Raw genomic sequence first — 17521 nt, 5'->3', positions numbered from 1 at the left:
TCAAATTTTTACGTTTAGATCCCAGTCTATTGGCGTTTTGCCATGGTTTGCTAGATAGATATTTGCCTTTGAAAAGTGTCGGCAGCCAAAAAATGCGCCACGAGCCAGTGGGCTTGGATGTGCTGCCTCTAAGATGAGGTGCTTGCTGGCGTCTATTAGCGGTGCTTTGGCTCTAGCTGGGTTGCCCCAAAGCATGAAAACTACGTTTTGTAAATTTTCACTTATCTTTCTTATGACGGCGTCTGTAAAGCCCTGCCAGCCAAAGCTAGCGTGAGAATTTGCGGCTCCAGCACTTACGCTAAGGGTTGAGTTTAGAAGTAGCACGCCTTGCTTTGCCCACTTTGTAAGATCGCCGCTATTTGGCTCTTTTATGCCAAGATCAGCGTAAATTTCTTTATAAATATTCACAAGGCTTGGCGGCACGCGCACACCACTTGGCACTGAAAAGCTTAGCCCCATGGCTTGATTTGCGCCGTGATATGGGTCTTGGCCAAGGATGACGACCTTTACGGCGTGAAATGGCGTTAGATTAAATGCGTTAAATATAAGCCCGCTTGGTGGATAGACGACGCCAGCGCTCTTTGCTTTTAAGAAATTCTCTTTGATGCGAGCGAAATTTTCACTCAAAAACTCATCTTTTAGCGCCTCTTTCCAGCTTGGCTCAATCTTTACGTCATCTAAATTTATCTGCATTTTCCTGCCCTTTTTTTGTTTTAGCGCTATAATTTTAACTAAATTTATCCAAAGGAAAGAGCTGTGTCAGAGCAAATTTTTAATAAAATCCACGATCTTCTTAGCAAAAATGAGGCTAAATTTAGAGTGATAGAGCATGAGAGTGCTAGGACTTCAGAAGAGGTCGCTAAGATAAGGGGCACTAAAATGAGTCAGGGAGCAAAGGCGCTGGTGTGCTCTATAAAGGGCGTAGATGAAGAGAAATTTAGGCAAATTTTTAAAGATGAAAATGTGCTAGATGGCTATTTGTTAGATGACGAAAAGCCAGCGATGAAGGCTGGTAAAATTTATATTTTGGCTATTTTGCCAGCCGATATGCAAGCAAATCTTGATAGCTTGGCACAAAAATTTGATGGCAAAAGAGCAAGCCTAGCTAGTCCAGATGAAGTTTTGGCATTGACAGATTGTGTTTTTGGTTCAGTGCCACCGTTTAGCTTTCATAAAAATTTACACATTGTAGTTGATGAAAGGTTGCTACAAAGAAACGATGAGATCGCATTTAATGCAGGACTACTTGACAGATCGATCATTTTAAATACAAAAGATTATACGAAGATAGTGCAACCAACGCTAATAAATTTTGCAGAATAAAAAAGTGCTAGGCTAACCACTTCCTAGCACTAAATATTGTCGGGAGAAAAATGAATTTAAATAATGCAAAGACGAGAAATTGCTAAATTCATTTCAAGAACAAATATTATCAGGCATAATCTTAAAATATAATAAATTATATAAATAAAAAGCTTTAAATTTAGGGATTTACACATTTAAATATAAATATATATATTTTATAAATAAATTTATAGATCAAAGCTTGTGGATTTAAAAAGAATTTATAAAAATCTGCTTAGTAAATATTAAGTTTAGCTTAAAGCCCATTTAGATAAAATCCTTAATCGTTCTTTTATCGTAAAAAAGACAATTTGATATAAGGAAAAACAATGAGCGATATCATCGCATACAAACTAAATGGCGAAATAGTCGATACTCAAAGTATCGCAGGGCGTGAGAGTAGTGCTGAGCCTGTCTATTTTGACAACTCAAAAGAAGCACTACACGTTATCAGACACTCCTGTGCGCATCTCATGGCACAAGCTATCAAATCACTCTATCCAAAGGCAAAATTCTTTGTCGGACCAAATGTAGAAGATGGGTTTTATTATGATTTTAGAGTTGATGATGAGGGCACGAAGCTAGGCGAGAGCGATCTAGCTGTGATCGAAGAAAAAATGAAAGAGCTTGCTGAGAAGAAATTTGACATCGTCAAAACTTGCTCAACCAAAGCTAATATGAGTGAGAAATTTAAAAACGATGATCTTAAACAAGAGGTCTTAAAAAGAATTCCAGATGGCGAAGTGAGTAGCTATTCGCAAGGCGATTTTGAAGATCTTTGCCGTGGACCACACGTACCAAATACTAAATTTTTAAAATTTTTCAAACTAACACGCGTGGCCGGGGCTTATCTTGGAGGCGATGAGAGCCGTGAGATGCTAACTAGAATTTACGGCACAGCCTATGCAGATAAAGAGAGCTTAAAAGAGCACATCCGAATCATCGAAGAGGCCAAAAAGCGTGACCACAGAAAGCTTGGCACCGAGATGAAACTATTTACTTTTGATGAAGAAGTGGGTGGCGGCTTGCCGATATGGTTACCAAATGGTGGACGCTTGCGCTCTAAGTTAGAGCAAATTTTATACAAAGCTCACCGCGACCGTGGCTACGAGCCAGTGCGAGGACCTGAGCTTTTAAAGGCTGACGTGTGGAGAAGAAGCGGCCACTACGCAAACTATAAAGAAAATATGTACTTTACGACGATTGATGAGGCAGAATATGGCATAAAGCCGATGAACTGCGTTGGTCACATCAAAGTTTATCAAAGCGACATCCGCTCATACCGCGATTTGCCACTTAAATTTTTCGAATACGGCGTAGTGCATCGCCATGAAAAAAGCGGCGTTTTACATGGACTTTTTAGAGTTCGCGAATTTGCCCAGGACGACTCGCACATCTTTTGTATGCCAAGCCAGATAAAAGAAAATATCTTAGAAATTTTAAAATTTGCTGGCAAGATAATGGAAAATTTTGGCTTTCACTATGAGATGGAAATTTCAACCAAGCCGGCAAAAGCGATCGGTGGGGATGAAATTTGGGAAACTGCGACCAAAGCGCTAAAAGAAGCTCTTGATGAAAATGGCTTTAAATACGGTATCGATGAGGGCGGCGGCGCATTCTACGGTCCAAAAATCGACATTAAGATCACTGATGCGCTTAAGAGAAAGTGGCAGTGCGGCACGATACAAGTTGATTTTAACTTGCCAGAGCGCTTTGATCTAGGATACATCGATGCAAACAACGAAAGACAACGCCCCGTAATGCTTCACAGAGCACTGCTTGGCAGTTTTGAGAGATTCATAGGAATTTTACTTGAGCATACTGCTGGTGAGCTACCATTTTTTATCGCTCCTACGCAAGTCGTCATTGTACCTATTAGCGACGCACATTTAGACTACGCAAAAGAAATTTCACGCGAGCTAAGAAAGATCAATATCGATAGCGAGATCGCAAGTAAAAATGAGAGTTTAAATAAAAGAATAAGAACGGCTGAAAAACAAAGGGTGCCTATGATAGTCGTGCTAGGTGACAACGAAGTAACGAACAAGAGCGTTGCGCTACGCGACAGACAGGCTAGGACGCAGAGCGATATGAGCTTGGCGGAATTTATAAATTTAACGAAGGAGAAACTTAGTGAGGTACATTTTTGAGTAAGGAAAATGAAGTATTGCTCAATGAGGACATAAGGGCGAGAGAGGTAAGATGTGTAGGGGATGATGGCACGGCATACGGTGTCATCTCAAGAGAAGAGGCTTTAGAGATCTCAAATAAGCTTGGGCTTGATCTAGTGCTTATAGCGCCAGACGCGAAGCCGCCAGTTTGCAAGATAATGGACTATGGTAAATTCCGCTATCAGCAAGAGAAAAAGCAAAAAGAGGCCAAGAAAAAGCAAAAAACCATCGAGATAAAAGAGATAAAACTCTCTGTCAAGATCGCCCAAAACGATATAAACTACAAGGTTAAACACGCAAGCGAGTTTTTGCAAGATGGCAAACACGTTAAATTTCGTGTATTTTTAAAGGGTCGCGAGATGAGCACCCCAGAAGCTGGCGTAGCCATGCTTGAGAAGGTCTGGGAGATGATCAAAGATGAGGCTGACCGCGACAAAGAGCCTATAATAGAAGGTCGTTATGTAAATATGCTTGTAACTCCAAAAAAGGGTTAAATTCTCACAAAGAGCAGGCTAGGGCTTGCTCTTTTTCATTAAATTTTTAATACAAAAACTCATAAATAACTATTTCTCAAAAAATCTATCATTTTTATATCTGCTAAATTTACGCGATGCCATTTGCTTTGTTGATGTGGTTTGTGGTTAAATTTTGTAGGATGAATTTAGACGCGGCTTAAATTTAGTAAATTTTGATTTTTACTTACTGGAATTTATTCGCTTTGTTATCGCTCGCATAGGCGCTGTGCTGAGAACATCTTGCGAGTTTGTAAATTTAATTGCTTGTGTGAGTGTTTTAAATTAAATTTCGCCTGATTACTGACTAAATTTGGCAATGAGATATCCGCTTTAATAATGCTTTTGCAAAGGTTTATGATGCTTTTTATGTGGCACTAAATTTGACAAGAAATTTGCTTGTTCGTGGGCTAAATGTAGCAAATTTTAATTTTTGCTTACTAGAGTTTAATCGCCTTGCCATCGCTCGCGCAGGTTGTTTTACTGAAATTTGACTAGGCAACAGTTTGCCTGATAGAGTAAATTTGATAACTTCTTTCGAGTTGTAAATTTATGGTGCTTGTTCGAGTGTCGTGATCTAAATTTCATCTAATAGGTTGCTAAACTTGACTAGAGAAATATAACTTTAATAAGTGCCCTTTGCAAATTCTTGACTGCTTTTATTTTATTTGGAGCTAAATTTAGCAAGAAATTTCTTTGTTTATAGCTTAAATTTATAAAATTTTAATTTTTGCTTACTGGAATTTGTTCGATTTTATCGTTCGCATGGATGCTTTACAGAAATTTGACTGGGTGAGAGCCGCATACTAGAGTAAAAATGAAAGCTTCTTTTGAGTAAATTCGATATTTGTAGTGTTTATGTGAGCGTTTTGAGCCAACTTTTGCCTAATAGCTGGCTAAATTTATAAGTTAAATTTGGTTTTTTTTGTAAAAATGCGAGCAGTTTTTATCGCTTTAAAATGCTTTTTGCAAAGGATTTGACTGCTTTTGTTTTATGTGGTAGTAAAATTTGATAAGAGAAATTTAGGTGTGGCTTAAATTTATAAAATTTAACCATCTCTTGCCAAAAATGAAACTCTTTGTCGTCTGGTTGGTTAAAATTAGGATTTGCTCGGCTGATGGTAGGACTTCATTATTTAGCCTTACTATGTCGAATTTGCAAGTGCATGAAATTTTTCGCTCGCAACGCATTTGCTGCAAATTTCTTCATCGCCAAGTAGTCACGCATAGACCGCTCCACCATTTGCCACTATATTAGCTCTTTTGACAAAATTTATATAAAAAGCTCTAAAAATGTGATCTGCTAGCCACCCTAGCGAAATTTAGCCAAGCTTAAAATTCACATCTGCCACGCCAGCAAAAATTTGTTAAAGCGAACGCCGCATAAAATACTTCAAAGCAGCGTAAATTTGATAGCTTGCTAGTAAAATTTGCCATATAAAAGGCAAAACTCTTTTTTGGCTAAAAATCATAGCCTGCCTCGTATCGATTTACGCCCAAATTTAACTTGGACGTAAATTTACAGAGCGAAATTGGCCTACACATATCCTTGATCTATCATCGCATCAGCCACTTTTCTAAAGCCAGCGATATTTGAGCCAAGTACTAGGTTGCCCTCATCGCCAAACTCTTTACTAGTTTCATAACTTAGTTCAAAGATGTGATTCATAATGCCATGAAGTCTGCGATCGACCTCCTCGAAACTCCATGAAGTCATGCCAGCATTTTGCATCATCTCAAGGCCACTTGTGCCCACGCCGCCAGCGTTTGCTGCTTTTGCTGGAGCAAAGTGAAAGTCTTTTTGCACAAGCATGAAATTTATCGCATCAAGCGTGCTTGGCATGTTTGCGCCCTCAGCCACGAAGCGGCAGCCATTTGCGTAAAGCACTTTTATGTCGGCTAGGTGAAGCTCGTTTTGTGTCGCACACGGGAAGGCTCCGTCGCATGGCACGTCCCAGACGCCGTTTCTGCCCTCTTTGTATTCGCTCACGCTTACATATTTTGCATTTGGTCTAAATTTAGTATATTCGCTAAGGCGAGCGCGTCTCACTTCTTTTAGCTCTTTAAGCACCGCTAGATCGATGCCCTCAGCGTCATAGACATATCCGTTTGAGTCAGAGACGGTGATAGGTAGTGCGCCTGCTTGATAGAGCTTTTCGACTGTGTAGATGGCGACATTTCCGCTACCGCTGACGCTGCATTTTTTGCCCTCTAGATCAAGTCCAGCTTTTTTTAGCATGTTTTGAGTGAAATATACTAGTCCGTATCCAGTAGCCTCTGTGCGCGCTAGGCTACCGCCCCAGTTTAGCCCTTTGCCAGTTAGGATGCCATCAAACCTGCCAGTTAGCTTTTTATACTGACCAAACATATAGCCGATCTCTCTAGCGCCCACGCCGATATCGCCTGCTGGCACATCCACGGTGTTGCCGATGTGGCGGTAAAGCTCGCTCATAAATGCTTGGCAAAATCGCATTATCTCGCCCTCGCTCTTGCCCTTTGGATCAAAGGTGCTACCGCCTTTCGCACCGCCGATATTTACGCCAGTGAGCGAGTTTTTGAAAATTTGCTCAAATCCAAGAAATTTTAGCACGCCAAGATCGACGCTTGGGTGGAGCCTTAGACCGCCCTTGTATGGGCCAACGGCTGAGTTAAACTGCACGCGGTAGCCGTTATTTACCTTTGGTCTGCCATCATCGCCTGTGTATGTGACGCGAAAGATCACAGTGCGTTCAGGGATGACGATGCGCTCTAGGATCGCGTGTTTTTGGTACTTGCTCTCTCTTTTGATAAGCGGCTCTAGGCTGTTTAAAATCTCAGTCGCAGCTTGGACAAAGACGCCTTGACCTGGGTTGGTCTTCTTTATCCACTCCATCGTTTGTTCGATGTACTCGCTCATTTTTGCTCCTTTTTCCTTTTTTGCAGTTAAATATTAACTCGGCTAGAAAAAATTTTTATTTAAAGATATTTTAATATTTTTATTTTAGGCAATGAGTGTTACATATCGAAACTAAATTTATAAAAAGTGGTTTTTGCTTTGATTGCTAGGATAAATTTATAAAATTTACTAAATTTGCGCCATCTCTTGCCAAAAATCAAGTGCTGTGTCGTCTGCTTGGACAAAATTTAGTATTTGCTGGGCTGATGGCATGGCTTCGCCGTTTAGTCTTGCTATATAGGTGCTGGCAAGCGCTACGAAAAATTTTTCAAAGTCGCTTGCAACGCGCCTGCTGCAAAGCTCCTCATCTTCAAGTAGCCACGCATATACCGCACCACTCGTGCAATCAAGCAAAAATATCCACGGATCGCCCACGGCAAAAACTATCAAATTTGCTGGGCGAGCCTCGCCACTCCACCATTTGCCGCCAAACTCATCTACGCTGTTTAGGCGCACTAGCTCGCTTGCGTAGTCGTCTCTGGAGCCAAAACTGACATTGCAAATTTCAAAATTGCCAAGCTCAAATTTGCTTAAAAGCTTTGCAAATTTGGCTGGGAAATTTACACCAAGGCTCTTTTGTGCTTGCATAAGCGCCGAAGCGTCCTTTTGCGGCAAAAGTCTCATACCAGTTATGCCCTCTTGCTCTAGTGGCAAGAAAATTTGATCTAGTTTTCTAGCGATCTCGTCTAATTTTAAAAACATATCGCTCCTTAAATTTGCTAAATTTGTCAAATTTTATCAAATTTAACCAAGCGCGCTTTTAAATTTGGGTTATAATCGCCATAAATTTAAGGAGCTAGCGTGGTTAGATCATATCCTCTTGATATGCCTGGCGTGGAGTTTCGCGGGCACGGCGTAACCGGCATTTACGAGATGGGTGAGCGCATTGCATTTGTGCATTTTGCTTTTGGGGTGCCTAACGAGCTAGAGATAGCTCAAAAACTAACGCCAAACTACGTGCTACTAGATACATTTTCACGCGACTTTAGCGAGCATAAAAGATCAACGCTTACCTATAAACAAAGCGAAATTTTTATAGCTAGCAATGCGCGTTACTACCCAGAAAATGGCTACTTCGTGCTAAATACTAGATACTACAAGGGCTACATAAACTCCCCAGCAAAGCTTATAAAGATAAGCGATGGGCTGATGAGCGAGCTCGGCGTTGCTAAAGCCTGTAAAAGAGATATATAACGACGCTAAAACGTATGAATTTGATGGTTTTTGCGTGCGGATGAGCTCGCCATTTATGATGGAGTGCAAAGAAATTTTGGACAGCGCAGAGTTCAAAAGTGCGGCAAAAGATGAAAATTTAAACACTAATTTGCCGCCCAAAGAGCAGGGCGCAAGGATAGGCAAGAGCATCTGGCGACTAAAGCTTGGCGCATATCTTTATACGCTAGTTTGCCTGCGTGATGGAGTGCTTTACTTTGGCACCGCTGGCAAGGGCGGAGATCTATACGCCGTGGATGCAAAAAGTGGCGAGGTGATATTTAAGTTTAAAACCAGCGGCACGGAGCATTTTGTTTGGGTTGATGGTCAAATTTTGCTCGCAAACCGCAAAAACAAGCCAGTTTTGATAAGCGCTAAAGATGGCTTGCTATTAAAAGAGATAGAGTTTGAGAAATTTAGCCTTAGCGCAGATCAGATCATGCTAGTAAGCGGTGGCAGGCTCTACGCTGTGGCAAATGACGGAGCTAAAATTTACGCAGTTTGCGCGGAAATTTAGCCTTGGCGAAATTTATCGCCAAAGCCGCAATAGAGATAAAATTATCTCTTCTTTTTATATCTTTTTATCGCCTCTACGATGACCTCTTCTAGGTCGTCATTTGGCTCTTTGTTCATATCGTCGTAGGTGTTTTCAAGGATAGTTTTTAAGTTTTTCTCAACGTAGCTAGTATCGAAAAATCCCCTTCTAAATTCCTTACTTTTGCTGATCGTTAGCAAAAATGGGATGATCGTTCGCACGCCCTCGATGGTAAATTCTTCAAGTGCTCTTTCAAGCTTATTTACAGCAAGATCGTAGTCGGTTGCTTTGACGATCAGTTTTGCGATGAGTGAGTCGTAAAATGGCGGTATGGTGTAGTCCTTATAGACGTGGCTATCGACGCGCACAGATGGGCCAAGAGCTGGGTAGTAGCCCTCGATCGTGCCTGGTGCTGGGATGAAATTCTCCCAGACATTCTCAGCCGTGATCCTTGCTTCTATCGCGTAGCCGCGCGGCTTGATGTCGCTTTGCTCGATCTCTAAAATTTCGCCCGCTGCGATCCTTATCTGCCTAACGACAAGGTCATGGCCTGTGATCTCTTCGGTGATGCCGTGCTCCACTTGGATACGAGTATTCATCTCCATGAAGTAAAAGTTGTTGTAATCATCTAGCAAAAACTCGATCGTTCCTACGTTTGAGTAGCCCACAGCCTTTGCAGCAGCCACCGCGGTCACGCCCATGATCTTTCTTAAATTTTCACTGATTGAAGGGCAAGGTGCGATCTCGATGATCTTTTGGTGGCGCCTTTGGATAGAGCAATCACGCTCGCAAAGGTGGATGATGTTACCGTAGTTGTCGCCTAAAATTTGAAACTCGATGTGACGAGGATTTACGACAAGCTTCTCCATAAAAACTTCATCGTTGTTAAAGTAGGTCTTTGCCTCTCTGGTGCACGACTCAAAGGCATCTTGCATATCTTCTTCTTGCCAAACCTCTCTGATACCACGGCCACCACCACCACCACTTGCTTTTAAAATGACTGGGTAGCCGATACGTCTAGCGTGCTCTTTTATGGCATCCATGCTCTCGTCATTTAGCTTTTCTGTGCCTGGAACGATTGGTATGCCGTTTCTCTTCATTAGGTATCTTGCGATATTTTTATCACCCATTTTTCTGATCACTTCAGCCTTTGGACCGATAAATATAAGCCCAGCATCCTCAACCGCCTTTGCAAATTCGTAGTTTTCGCTTAAAAAGCCATATCCTGGGTGTATCGCGTCAGCCCCGCACTCTTTAGCAAGCTTTACGATAGCTTTGGCATCAAGATAGCCTTTGATCGGATCTTCGCCCACTTGATAGGCCTCATCAGCGATCCTTACATGTAAGCATTCGCTGTCTGGCGCTGTGTAAATTCCTACGCTTTGAATGTGTAAATCCCTACAAGCTCTGACTATCCTAACTGCGATCTCACCACGATTTGCGATAAGAATTTTATGTATCATAGGCTATCCTTTTTGAGTTTTTCTTATCATATAACTATTCGTTTTATTTTTAGATAAATTTGTTAAGTCTGGTTTTAAAATTTGAGTGCAAAGGCTAAATTTACACTCAAATTTGTCTATCTATTGATGATTTGTGGAAAAGGTGTGGCTAGGGCTTTTTTGCTAAAATCTTGCGACTCGATCGTGAAATTTGCAGCAAATCTTTGAATGCCCTCTTTTTTATAAGCGCGCCTTTGGATGGTAAAAAGGACTAAATTTCCGCCTTGTTTGGTGTAGCGATATATCGAGTGCTCGGCTGTTGGCACGCCATTTAGGTTTGAAAATATCGTGATATCAAGATAAATTTCATTTGCCAGCGAGCCCTTTTTATAAGCCACTTTTAACCCTTTTGCCTTTAGCTCTTTTAGATCATTTATCTTTTGCTCGACTGCTTGCTCTGGCGTAGCGTCAAATTTAAGGGTATTTAGCGAGAGCATGTAGCTAAAACTATCTACCTTCTCGCCAGGGAGCAAGTACTCCTGCGTGAATAAATTTGGCACAGGCTTGGCTGAGCCTGCTAGCGAGTAGAGTCTGTTGTCAAATTTTATCTGCATCGGCTCAAAGTACTGAGTCGCTGCAAGTAAGAGTGCCGGCAAAGCGATAAATGCTAAAAATTTCTTCATCAAATTCCCTTAAAATGGATTTACTATCATGACCCAAATGATGATAAGCATCGCGATAGTTGGCACTTCGTTGTAAGCTCTAAAGAATATGCCGCTTTTGTTACAGCGTTTTTCTTTGAGCTGCTTCATGTAGCGTCCAAGGTCTAGGTGATAGATAGCCATTAAGATGACAACTAAAATTTTGACGTGGATGTGACCAGTTTTTATAAGATCAGGCATCGCGATAAGTATCAAAATGCCAGTGAAAAATGAGCCAATGAGTGCTACCCAGCCGATGTAGTGATACATCTTGTACTCCATCACCTCAACCACTTTTACAAAGTCTGGCTTGTCCATGTTTTCTACGTGATAAACGTAGAGCCTTGGCTGATAAAACAGCACTGCCATCCACGAGATGAAAAACAAATAGTGGAGGTATTTTAAGTAAAGATAATATTCTGCCATAACGTCTCCTTATCTAAAAAGTATCTCTTTTCTAGCTTCAAATTCAGCCTTGCTGATCGCACCACTCTCAAAAAGCTCGTAAAGCCTTTTTAAGTCATCCTCTTTATCTTTTAGTTTTACTCTCTCTTTTAGCTCGGTCTTTTGTAAATTTTTCTCGACATAAGCGCCAACCAAAAATGCGTCGATGATCCACCAAATGCCCCAGATCATTAAAAATGGTATGCCTATAATGAAATAAAGCGTAGCATACCCAACGAAAAATAACCCCATCATCAAAAAGCCAGTGATAAATTTACCAAGGTAAATTCTATGCGCCCCAAGCCAGCCAGTAAGTAGCCAAAGCGCGTATGCGACGTAGATATTATTTCCCACTCTCTCTCCTTTTTCTAAAACTTTGCCAAAGTATCATCACCACGCAAAGATCGATCATCACATCAGCGAAGTTAAAGACCGCAAAGTTAAACCACTTGTGCCAAAAGACGTAATCCACGACGCCGCCATGGATAAATCTATCTGTAATATTTGAGCTGCCAGCTCCTAGCAAAGCCCCAAGCCAAATGGCATGCGAGCAAAGCAGCTTTTTTTCAATGACCAGATAGATAAAAACGCCTAAAATGAGGGCGATTTGGATAAATTTCAGCCACTCATCTAAAAAGGCAAACATCGAAAATGCAACGCCTTTATTATATGTAAGAACTAGCGAAAAAAACTCTCCGTCCAACGAAAAACCATCTATAAATATCATTTTTATCGCTTGATCAACGATAAAAATGACAAAAAACGCAATGAAAAATTTAACTAAGCTTTTACGCATTTAGGGCTTTTACAAAAAATTTCTCAACTTCATCCATGCGTTTTTCAACTAGAGTTTGATTTTTACCTTCAAGCAAAAGTCTGATCAAATTTTCAGTGCCAGAGTATCTAAAGAGCGATCTTATACCCTCTTTTGCAAGGCTAGCCTCAAGCTCTTTTAGCCCCTCTATCTTATCAAGTGGCTTTTTCTCTGTGATCTTTAAATTTAGTAAAATTTGTGGATATGGCTTTAGCTCACCAAAAATTTCGCTAGCTTTTTTACCTTTTTTAAGCATCATCGCGACAACTTGCATCGAGGTAACAAGGCCGTCACCAGTTTTAGCGTAGTCGTTAAATATCACGTGTCCGCTTTGCTCGCCGCCAAAATTTATGCCATTTTCTTTCATCATCTCAAGCACGTATTTATCGCCTACGTTTGAGCGAAGTAGCTTGATCTTGTGAGCTTTTAGATAGTCATCAAGCGCGGCGTTACTCATCACCGTAGCCACGATAGCTCCGCCTTTTAGCGCCTTTTGCTCGTGTAAAAATGCTGCAAGTGAGCCAAGTATCGCGTCGCCATGCACAACTTCACCGTTTTCATCGACAACTACAAGCCTATCAGCATCGCCATCAAATGCAAAGCCGATGTCAGCACGAAGCCTTTTTACCTCGCTTGCTAGATCTTCTGGGTGAAGTGCGCCGCAGTTTTGGTTGATATTGCTACCATTTGGTTCGTCGTTTATGACGATGACATCGGCTCCAAGCTCGCTAAACACGGTTGGTGCGACCTTGTAAGCAGCTCCGTTTGCCACGTCTAAAACTACTCGTAAATTCTTTAAATTTAACTCTTTTGGGAATGAATTTTTGATCTGCACGATATATCTGCCGATAACGTCGTCAATTCTCTTGTTTGCTCCGATCTCCGTCATTGTCTTTTGGGCATTTGCGATGAGCTCGTCGTCGTAGAAAATTTTTTCTATCTCAGCTTCTATTTTTTCATCTAGTTTGTTGCCAAAGCTATCAAAAAATTTGATGCCGTTATCGTAGTATGGGTTGTGCGATGCGCTTATCATGATACCAGCGTCACAGCGCATATTTTCTGTTAAAAATGCGATCGCAGGTGTTGGCATAGGGCCTATTTGAAGGACGTTGTAGCCAACCGCAGTTAGCCCTGCAACGATGGCAGTTTCTATCATATAACCGCTTTTTCTAGTATCTTTTCCAACCAAAATCACATTTGTCGCTGAAGTTTTTCTAAAATAAATTCCAGCTGCCATTGCAAGACGCATAGATGTTTGAGCTGAAAGCTTCTCGCCAGCTTTTCCACGAACTCCATCCGTTCCAAATAGTTTCATAAATTTATCCTTTTTATTATAAAATTGTGCTATTTTATCAGAATTTACCTAATTTAAAATCTAAAATTTTACTTTCATTAAGGATGACTTAAATTAAGGTTAAATTTATTATAACTTTAATATAATCACCGACTAAAATTATTCAAAAAGGTATATTATGGCAAACCATAAATCTGCTGAAAAAAGAGCTAGACAAACTATAAAAAGAACAGAAAGAAATAGATTTTACCGCACAAGACTTAAAAATATAACAAAAGCAGTGCGTGTAGCTGTAGAAGCTAAAGATCTAAATGCTGCAAATGAAGCTTTAAAAGTTGCTAATAAAAGTATCCACAGCTTCGTAAGTAGGGGCTTTTTGAAGAAACAAACTGCTGCTCGCCGCGTTAGTCGTCTTGCACAATTAGTAAATACTCTAAAAGCTGCTTAATTTATAAAATTTAATGTTTGCTGATAAACTTCATCCATTTTTGGATCGCTATAATGAAATTTCTGCGCTTCTTAGCGATCCAAATATAGCAAACGATATCGAAAAGATGACAAAGCTCTCAAAAGAGCAATCATCTATCGAGCCAGTTGCATCTGCTGCAACAAAATATCTACAAATTTTAAATAACATTGATGAGAACAAAGCTTTACTAGATGACTCTGAGCTTGGAGAGTTAGCAAAAGAGGAACTTAAAAATTTGGAGATTTCAAGAGAAAAGCTTGAAGAAGAGATTAAAATTTTACTTCTTCCAAAAGATCCAAACGATGATAAAAATATATTTTTAGAAATTCGTGCAGGTACTGGTGGAGATGAGGCCGCGCTATTTGTTGGAGATCTTTTTAATGCTTACATCAGATATGCAGAGCTTCGTGGATATAAATTTGAGATCGTTAGCCAAAGCGAAGGCAATACTGGCGGCTTTAAAGAGATCATCGTGCTTATAAAAGGCAAAGGTGCTTACTCAAGACTAAAATTTGAAGGCGGCACGCATAGGGTTCAGCGTGTGCCAGAGACTGAGAGTCAGGGTAGGGTGCATACTTCAGCTGTGACTGTGGCTATTATGCCAGAGGTTGAAGATAGCGAGATCGAGATCAATCCAAATGATATAAGGGTTGATGTGATGAGAAGCTCAGGCCATGGCGGTCAGTCAGTAAATACAACCGATAGTGCCGTTAGGATCACACATATACCAACAGGCCTTGTTGTCACAAACCAAGATGGCAAGAGTCAGCACAAAAATAAAGAAGCTGCGATGAAGGTGCTAAAGGCTAGACTTTATGAGCTTCAAGAGCAAGAGAGACTTGCAAAAGAGACTAGTGAGCGAAAGAGCCAAGTTGGTACCGGAGATCGTTCTGGTAGGATAAGGACATACAACTATCCGCAAAACCGCATAAGTGATCACCGTATAAATTTAACACTTTACCGCCTTGATGCGATTATGGCTGCGGGATTATTTGATGAGATCATTGAGCCACTTATTACGCATTATCAAGCAGAAGCTATGCTAGAAGCTGGCATTTAAACTTTCAAATTTCTATTTCAAATTTTATAATTTATTTCTTTACCTAAAAATACTTTTAAATTTACCAATCTTTAAAGTCAAATTTACAAGAATTTTACAAAAATAGATATTTAGAAGTAGTAGTTAGTAATATTTTTTCTCGTTTTTTTTAAAAATAATATAAATTAAATTTTTAGATTTTATTTCTCAAATAGCGATTTCTAGGGCATTTAAAAGTATAAAATTTTTATTTTTGATATTATAATTTTGTATAAATAGTTTTTAAGTTTTGCTTAATAATTCTACCTTACAATTTCACCATAATTTAATTCAAAACAAGGAGACAAAATGTCAATAAGTGCAAGAAATCAACTAAATGTTGAGATATCAGAAGTAAGAACAGGTGCGGTAAATTCGCTAATATCTGCTAAGCTTGCAGGCGGTGAGGTGCTAAAAGCAACTGTTACGGTTGATAGTGAAAAAGGTCTTGATCTTAAAGTTGGCAAAAAAGCTATCTTTTTATTTAAAGCTTCAAGCGTTATCGTTTCAAAAGATGACAGCATCAAACTTAGCGCTACAAACCAAATCAAAGGCGTTGTAAGCGAGATAAAAGATGGTGCAGTAAATGCTGAGGTTATTATCGATGCAAATGGTAGCAAAATTTCAGCTATCATCACAAAAGAGTCTGTTGGTAATCTAGCTCTAAAAGTAGGCGATAATGTAACCGCAATCATTAAAGCAACTCAAATTATAGTCGGTGTTAAATAATTTATGGAGCAGTTTTGCTCCGTTCTTCTAAATTAAATTTTATTCTTAAACTAAAATCTAAAATACTCTAAAATTTATCAACTAAGTTATAAATTTAAATAAGTCGTAGTGAATATTTTTAAAGCTATTTACTTAAAAATTTTATAGGAAGATTTATATTATTTTTTTACTTTTATAGCCTATCCGCCATTTTAAGCAGAGCATGGCACGCCAAAGGTTCACCTACAATGGGCGGGTTAAATATTAACACAAAAGCCCAGGTTGTGAGTTCTCAAACGGCTATGCCTATACCAAATTTATATGCATCTGGCGAGAATGTAGGTAGCGTTCATGAGCCATCCGTCTAGGATCGTCGCGATAATTGACCGCTTGACATTTTGCATAATCGCTACTAAGACTATCGGCTAAAAAGATGTTGTAAACGTTTGCTTGCCACTATAAATTTTTAAATCTATAAACTCCATTTTTCACTCGCTCGAAAATTTTCTTCTCTTCAAGCAGCTTAAAGGTATTTATTACGGTTGGTTTGCTCACATCTAGCTTTTCACAAATTTCTGAAATTTTTACTACAATGAAGCCATTTTCATCACAGCTTTTAACTAGCAAATTTATAATTTCTACCTTTTTCTCGCCAATTATTGCCTTGTAAATTTCTTCATTCATGCTAGATCCATTTATATCCTATTGCCACGCACCAAAGCGCGCCACATAAGAAATTTGAGATCATCACGGCCGCACTTCCAGCGTCCTTTGCAGCCTTTGCTAGGGCGTGATAGTCTGGGCTTGCAAGATCGGTCACTCGCTCTAGGCCCGAGTTTAGGCACTCGCAAACTAGCACAAATGCCATGCTAAAGATCAAAAATAGATTAAAAATAAGGTCAAATTTCCAAAAAAATAGCGAGATCGTAGCCATCAAAAATATGCAAATTTCTATGCGAAAGCTCTTTTCGTTTTTAAAAATTTCAGCCAAACCCTCTCTTGCGTAGCCAAAATTTTTAAAAAATTTATACGTTGGCTGGTTTCTCATAACTTTCCTTTTTGTGATTTTTGGCATAATTATAATTAAAAAAAGGATGAAATTTGAAACTTATTAGCTGGAATGTAAATGGTCTTAGAGCACTTGTAACAAAAGATGGCTTTGGTTGGCTTGATGAGATAAGTCCTGATTTCCTGGCACTTCAAGAGATTAAAGTCAAAGAAAATGACGTGCCAAAGGAAATTTATAATCTTGGCTTTAAAGATATAAGCGTAAACTCAGGCGAGAGAGCTGGATACTCTGGTGTGATGAGCCTAGCAAATTTTGACATTTCTACACAAAAGGCAGCTTTTTTCGACGACACGGAGGGGCGTGTTTTGGAACATAGATTTGGCGATATCGTGCTTTTTAATATCTATTTTCCAAACGGACAAAAGGATGACGAGCGCCTAGCCTATAAAATGGACTTTTACGAGAAATTTCTAGCTTACTGTAAAGAGCTTGTAAAAAGCGGCAAAGAGGTGATATTTTGTGGCGATGTAAATACTGCTCACCGTGAGATCGACCTTAAAAATCCAAAGGCAAATGCCAAAACTTCTGGCTTTTTGCCTATCGAGCGAGCATGGATCGATGAGGTGCTAAAAAGTGGCTTTATAGATACTTTTAGAGCTATAAATGGCGATGTAGTGGACGCTTACTCGTGGTGGAGCTACCGCTTTAATGCAAGGGTAAAAAATGTCGGTTGGAGGATTGATTATTTCTTTATTTCACAAGGATTAAAAGATAGGCTAAAAGACGCATTTATCTTGCCAGAGATCACAGGCAGCGATCACTGCCCAGTTGGGATAGATATAGAAATTTAGCT

21 protein-coding genes are annotated in these 17521 nt (G+C 39.8%); 10 read left to right on the top strand and 11 right to left on the bottom strand.

Annotated features, from left to right (window positions below; all coding sequences use genetic code 11):
• Positions 1-693: a uracil-DNA glycosylase gene (gene ung, locus CVT05_RS08135; RefSeq protein WP_103560214.1), complete on the bottom strand. Its 693-nt coding sequence runs from the start codon at positions 691-693 to the stop codon at positions 1-3.
• A 63-nt stretch (positions 694-756) separates the two neighbouring features.
• Here ung and CVT05_RS08130 point away from each other — a divergent pair, with 63 nt between their 5' ends.
• The 3 genes from CVT05_RS08130 (at position 757) to infC (ending at position 4009) form a co-directional block, all read left to right on the top strand.
• A complete protein-coding gene (locus tag CVT05_RS08130) occupies positions 757-1323 on the top strand; it encodes a YbaK/EbsC family protein (protein WP_107698431.1) in 567 nt (188 codons plus the stop codon).
• Positions 1324-1673: 350 nt separating this feature from the next.
• Entirely contained in the window at positions 1674-3494 is a 1821-nt protein-coding gene (thrS, locus tag CVT05_RS08125; protein WP_107698430.1) for a threonine--tRNA ligase, read from the top strand.
• Entirely contained in the window at positions 3491-4009 is a 519-nt protein-coding gene (gene infC / locus CVT05_RS08120; RefSeq protein WP_087586816.1) for a translation initiation factor IF-3, read from the top strand. The genes thrS and infC overlap by 4 nt, the downstream gene beginning before the upstream one ends.
• A gap of 1555 nt (positions 4010-5564) precedes the next feature.
• Here the strand turns inward: infC and gdhA are convergent.
• Both gdhA and CVT05_RS08110 read right to left on the bottom strand, forming a co-directional pair.
• Entirely contained in the window at positions 5565-6923 is a 1359-nt protein-coding gene (gene gdhA / locus CVT05_RS08115) for an NADP-specific glutamate dehydrogenase (RefSeq protein ID WP_107698429.1), read from the bottom strand.
• Between the two features lie 168 nt (positions 6924-7091).
• Positions 7092-7664 carry an SMI1/KNR4 family protein gene (locus CVT05_RS08110; protein ID WP_103579160.1) on the bottom strand — a complete coding sequence of 191 codons (573 nt, stop codon included), beginning with the start codon at positions 7662-7664 and terminating at the stop codon, positions 7092-7094.
• 99 nt (positions 7665-7763) lie between these two features.
• Between CVT05_RS08110 and CVT05_RS09575 the strand changes: the two genes are divergently transcribed.
• Positions 7764-8156, top strand: a complete 393-nt coding sequence (locus tag CVT05_RS09575; protein ID WP_234400585.1) for a hypothetical protein — start codon at positions 7764-7766, stop codon at positions 8154-8156.
• Positions 8128-8691: a PQQ-binding-like beta-propeller repeat protein gene (locus tag CVT05_RS09570; protein WP_234400584.1), complete on the top strand. Its 564-nt coding sequence runs from the start codon at positions 8128-8130 to the stop codon at positions 8689-8691. The genes CVT05_RS09575 and CVT05_RS09570 overlap by 29 nt, the downstream gene beginning before the upstream one ends.
• A gap of 41 nt (positions 8692-8732) precedes the next feature.
• Here CVT05_RS09570 and CVT05_RS08100 read toward each other — a convergent pair whose 3' ends face one another.
• From CVT05_RS08100 to glmM, 6 genes are all read right to left on the bottom strand, one after another.
• Positions 8733-10172, bottom strand: coding sequence for an acetyl-CoA carboxylase subunit A (locus tag CVT05_RS08100; protein ID WP_054195976.1), 1440 nt, complete (start codon positions 10170-10172; stop codon positions 8733-8735).
• Between the two features lie 116 nt (positions 10173-10288).
• Entirely contained in the window at positions 10289-10834 is a 546-nt protein-coding gene (locus CVT05_RS08095) for a hypothetical protein (RefSeq protein WP_107698428.1), read from the bottom strand.
• A gap of 9 nt (positions 10835-10843) precedes the next feature.
• Positions 10844-11278 (bottom strand): CopD family protein, encoded by a 435-nt coding sequence (locus tag CVT05_RS08090; RefSeq protein ID WP_054195978.1) that lies wholly within the window; start codon positions 11276-11278, stop codon positions 10844-10846.
• Positions 11279-11287: 9 nt separating this feature from the next.
• Positions 11288-11650 carry an NINE protein gene (locus CVT05_RS08085; RefSeq protein WP_107698427.1) on the bottom strand — a complete coding sequence of 121 codons (363 nt, stop codon included), beginning with the start codon at positions 11648-11650 and terminating at the stop codon, positions 11288-11290.
• Complete coding sequence (lspA, locus tag CVT05_RS08080; protein ID WP_107698426.1) at positions 11640-12092, bottom strand: signal peptidase II; 453 nt, start codon at positions 12090-12092, stop codon at positions 11640-11642. The genes CVT05_RS08085 and lspA overlap by 11 nt, the downstream gene beginning before the upstream one ends.
• Complete coding sequence (glmM, locus tag CVT05_RS08075; RefSeq protein ID WP_087578184.1) at positions 12085-13425, bottom strand: phosphoglucosamine mutase; 1341 nt, start codon at positions 13423-13425, stop codon at positions 12085-12087. The genes lspA and glmM overlap by 8 nt, the downstream gene beginning before the upstream one ends.
• Positions 13426-13582: 157 nt before the next feature.
• On the opposite strand from glmM, the gene rpsT reads away from it, so the two are divergent.
• The 4 genes from rpsT (at position 13583) to CVT05_RS08055 (ending at position 16027) form a co-directional block, all read left to right on the top strand.
• The gene (rpsT, locus tag CVT05_RS08070) at positions 13583-13852 is read left to right on the top strand and encodes a 30S ribosomal protein S20 (protein ID WP_004317319.1); all 270 of its coding nucleotides are present in this window, start codon (positions 13583-13585) and stop codon (positions 13850-13852) included.
• A 13-nt stretch (positions 13853-13865) separates the two neighbouring features.
• Positions 13866-14933 (top strand): peptide chain release factor 1, encoded by a 1068-nt coding sequence (prfA, locus tag CVT05_RS08065; protein ID WP_107698425.1) that lies wholly within the window; start codon positions 13866-13868, stop codon positions 14931-14933.
• A gap of 327 nt (positions 14934-15260) precedes the next feature.
• Positions 15261-15680, top strand: coding sequence for a TOBE domain-containing protein (locus tag CVT05_RS08060; protein WP_107698424.1), 420 nt, complete (start codon positions 15261-15263; stop codon positions 15678-15680).
• Between the two features lie 227 nt (positions 15681-15907).
• Complete coding sequence (locus tag CVT05_RS08055) at positions 15908-16027, top strand: FAD-binding protein (protein ID WP_234400583.1); 120 nt, start codon at positions 15908-15910, stop codon at positions 16025-16027.
• 88 nt (positions 16028-16115) lie between these two features.
• Here the strand turns inward: CVT05_RS08055 and CVT05_RS08050 are convergent, their stop codons facing one another.
• Both CVT05_RS08050 and CVT05_RS08045 read right to left on the bottom strand, forming a co-directional pair.
• Positions 16116-16343 (bottom strand): replication/maintenance protein RepL, encoded by a 228-nt coding sequence (locus CVT05_RS08050; protein ID WP_072594035.1) that lies wholly within the window; start codon positions 16341-16343, stop codon positions 16116-16118.
• A 1-nt stretch (position 16344) separates the two neighbouring features.
• Entirely contained in the window at positions 16345-16707 is a 363-nt protein-coding gene (locus tag CVT05_RS08045; protein ID WP_107698423.1) for a diacylglycerol kinase, read from the bottom strand.
• 53 nt (positions 16708-16760) lie between these two features.
• Here CVT05_RS08045 and CVT05_RS08040 point away from each other — a divergent pair, with 53 nt between their 5' ends.
• A complete protein-coding gene (locus CVT05_RS08040; RefSeq protein ID WP_107698422.1) occupies positions 16761-17519 on the top strand; it encodes an exodeoxyribonuclease III in 759 nt (252 codons plus the stop codon).
• Positions 17520-17521 lie beyond the last annotated feature (2 nt).

It is taken from the genome of Campylobacter concisus (assembly GCF_003049705.1).
GTDB lineage: Bacteria > Campylobacterota > Campylobacteria > Campylobacterales > Campylobacteraceae > Campylobacter_A > Campylobacter_A concisus_AR.
Note: the sequence above shows the minus strand (reverse complement) of the source record. Positions and strands in the feature narration are given on the sequence as shown.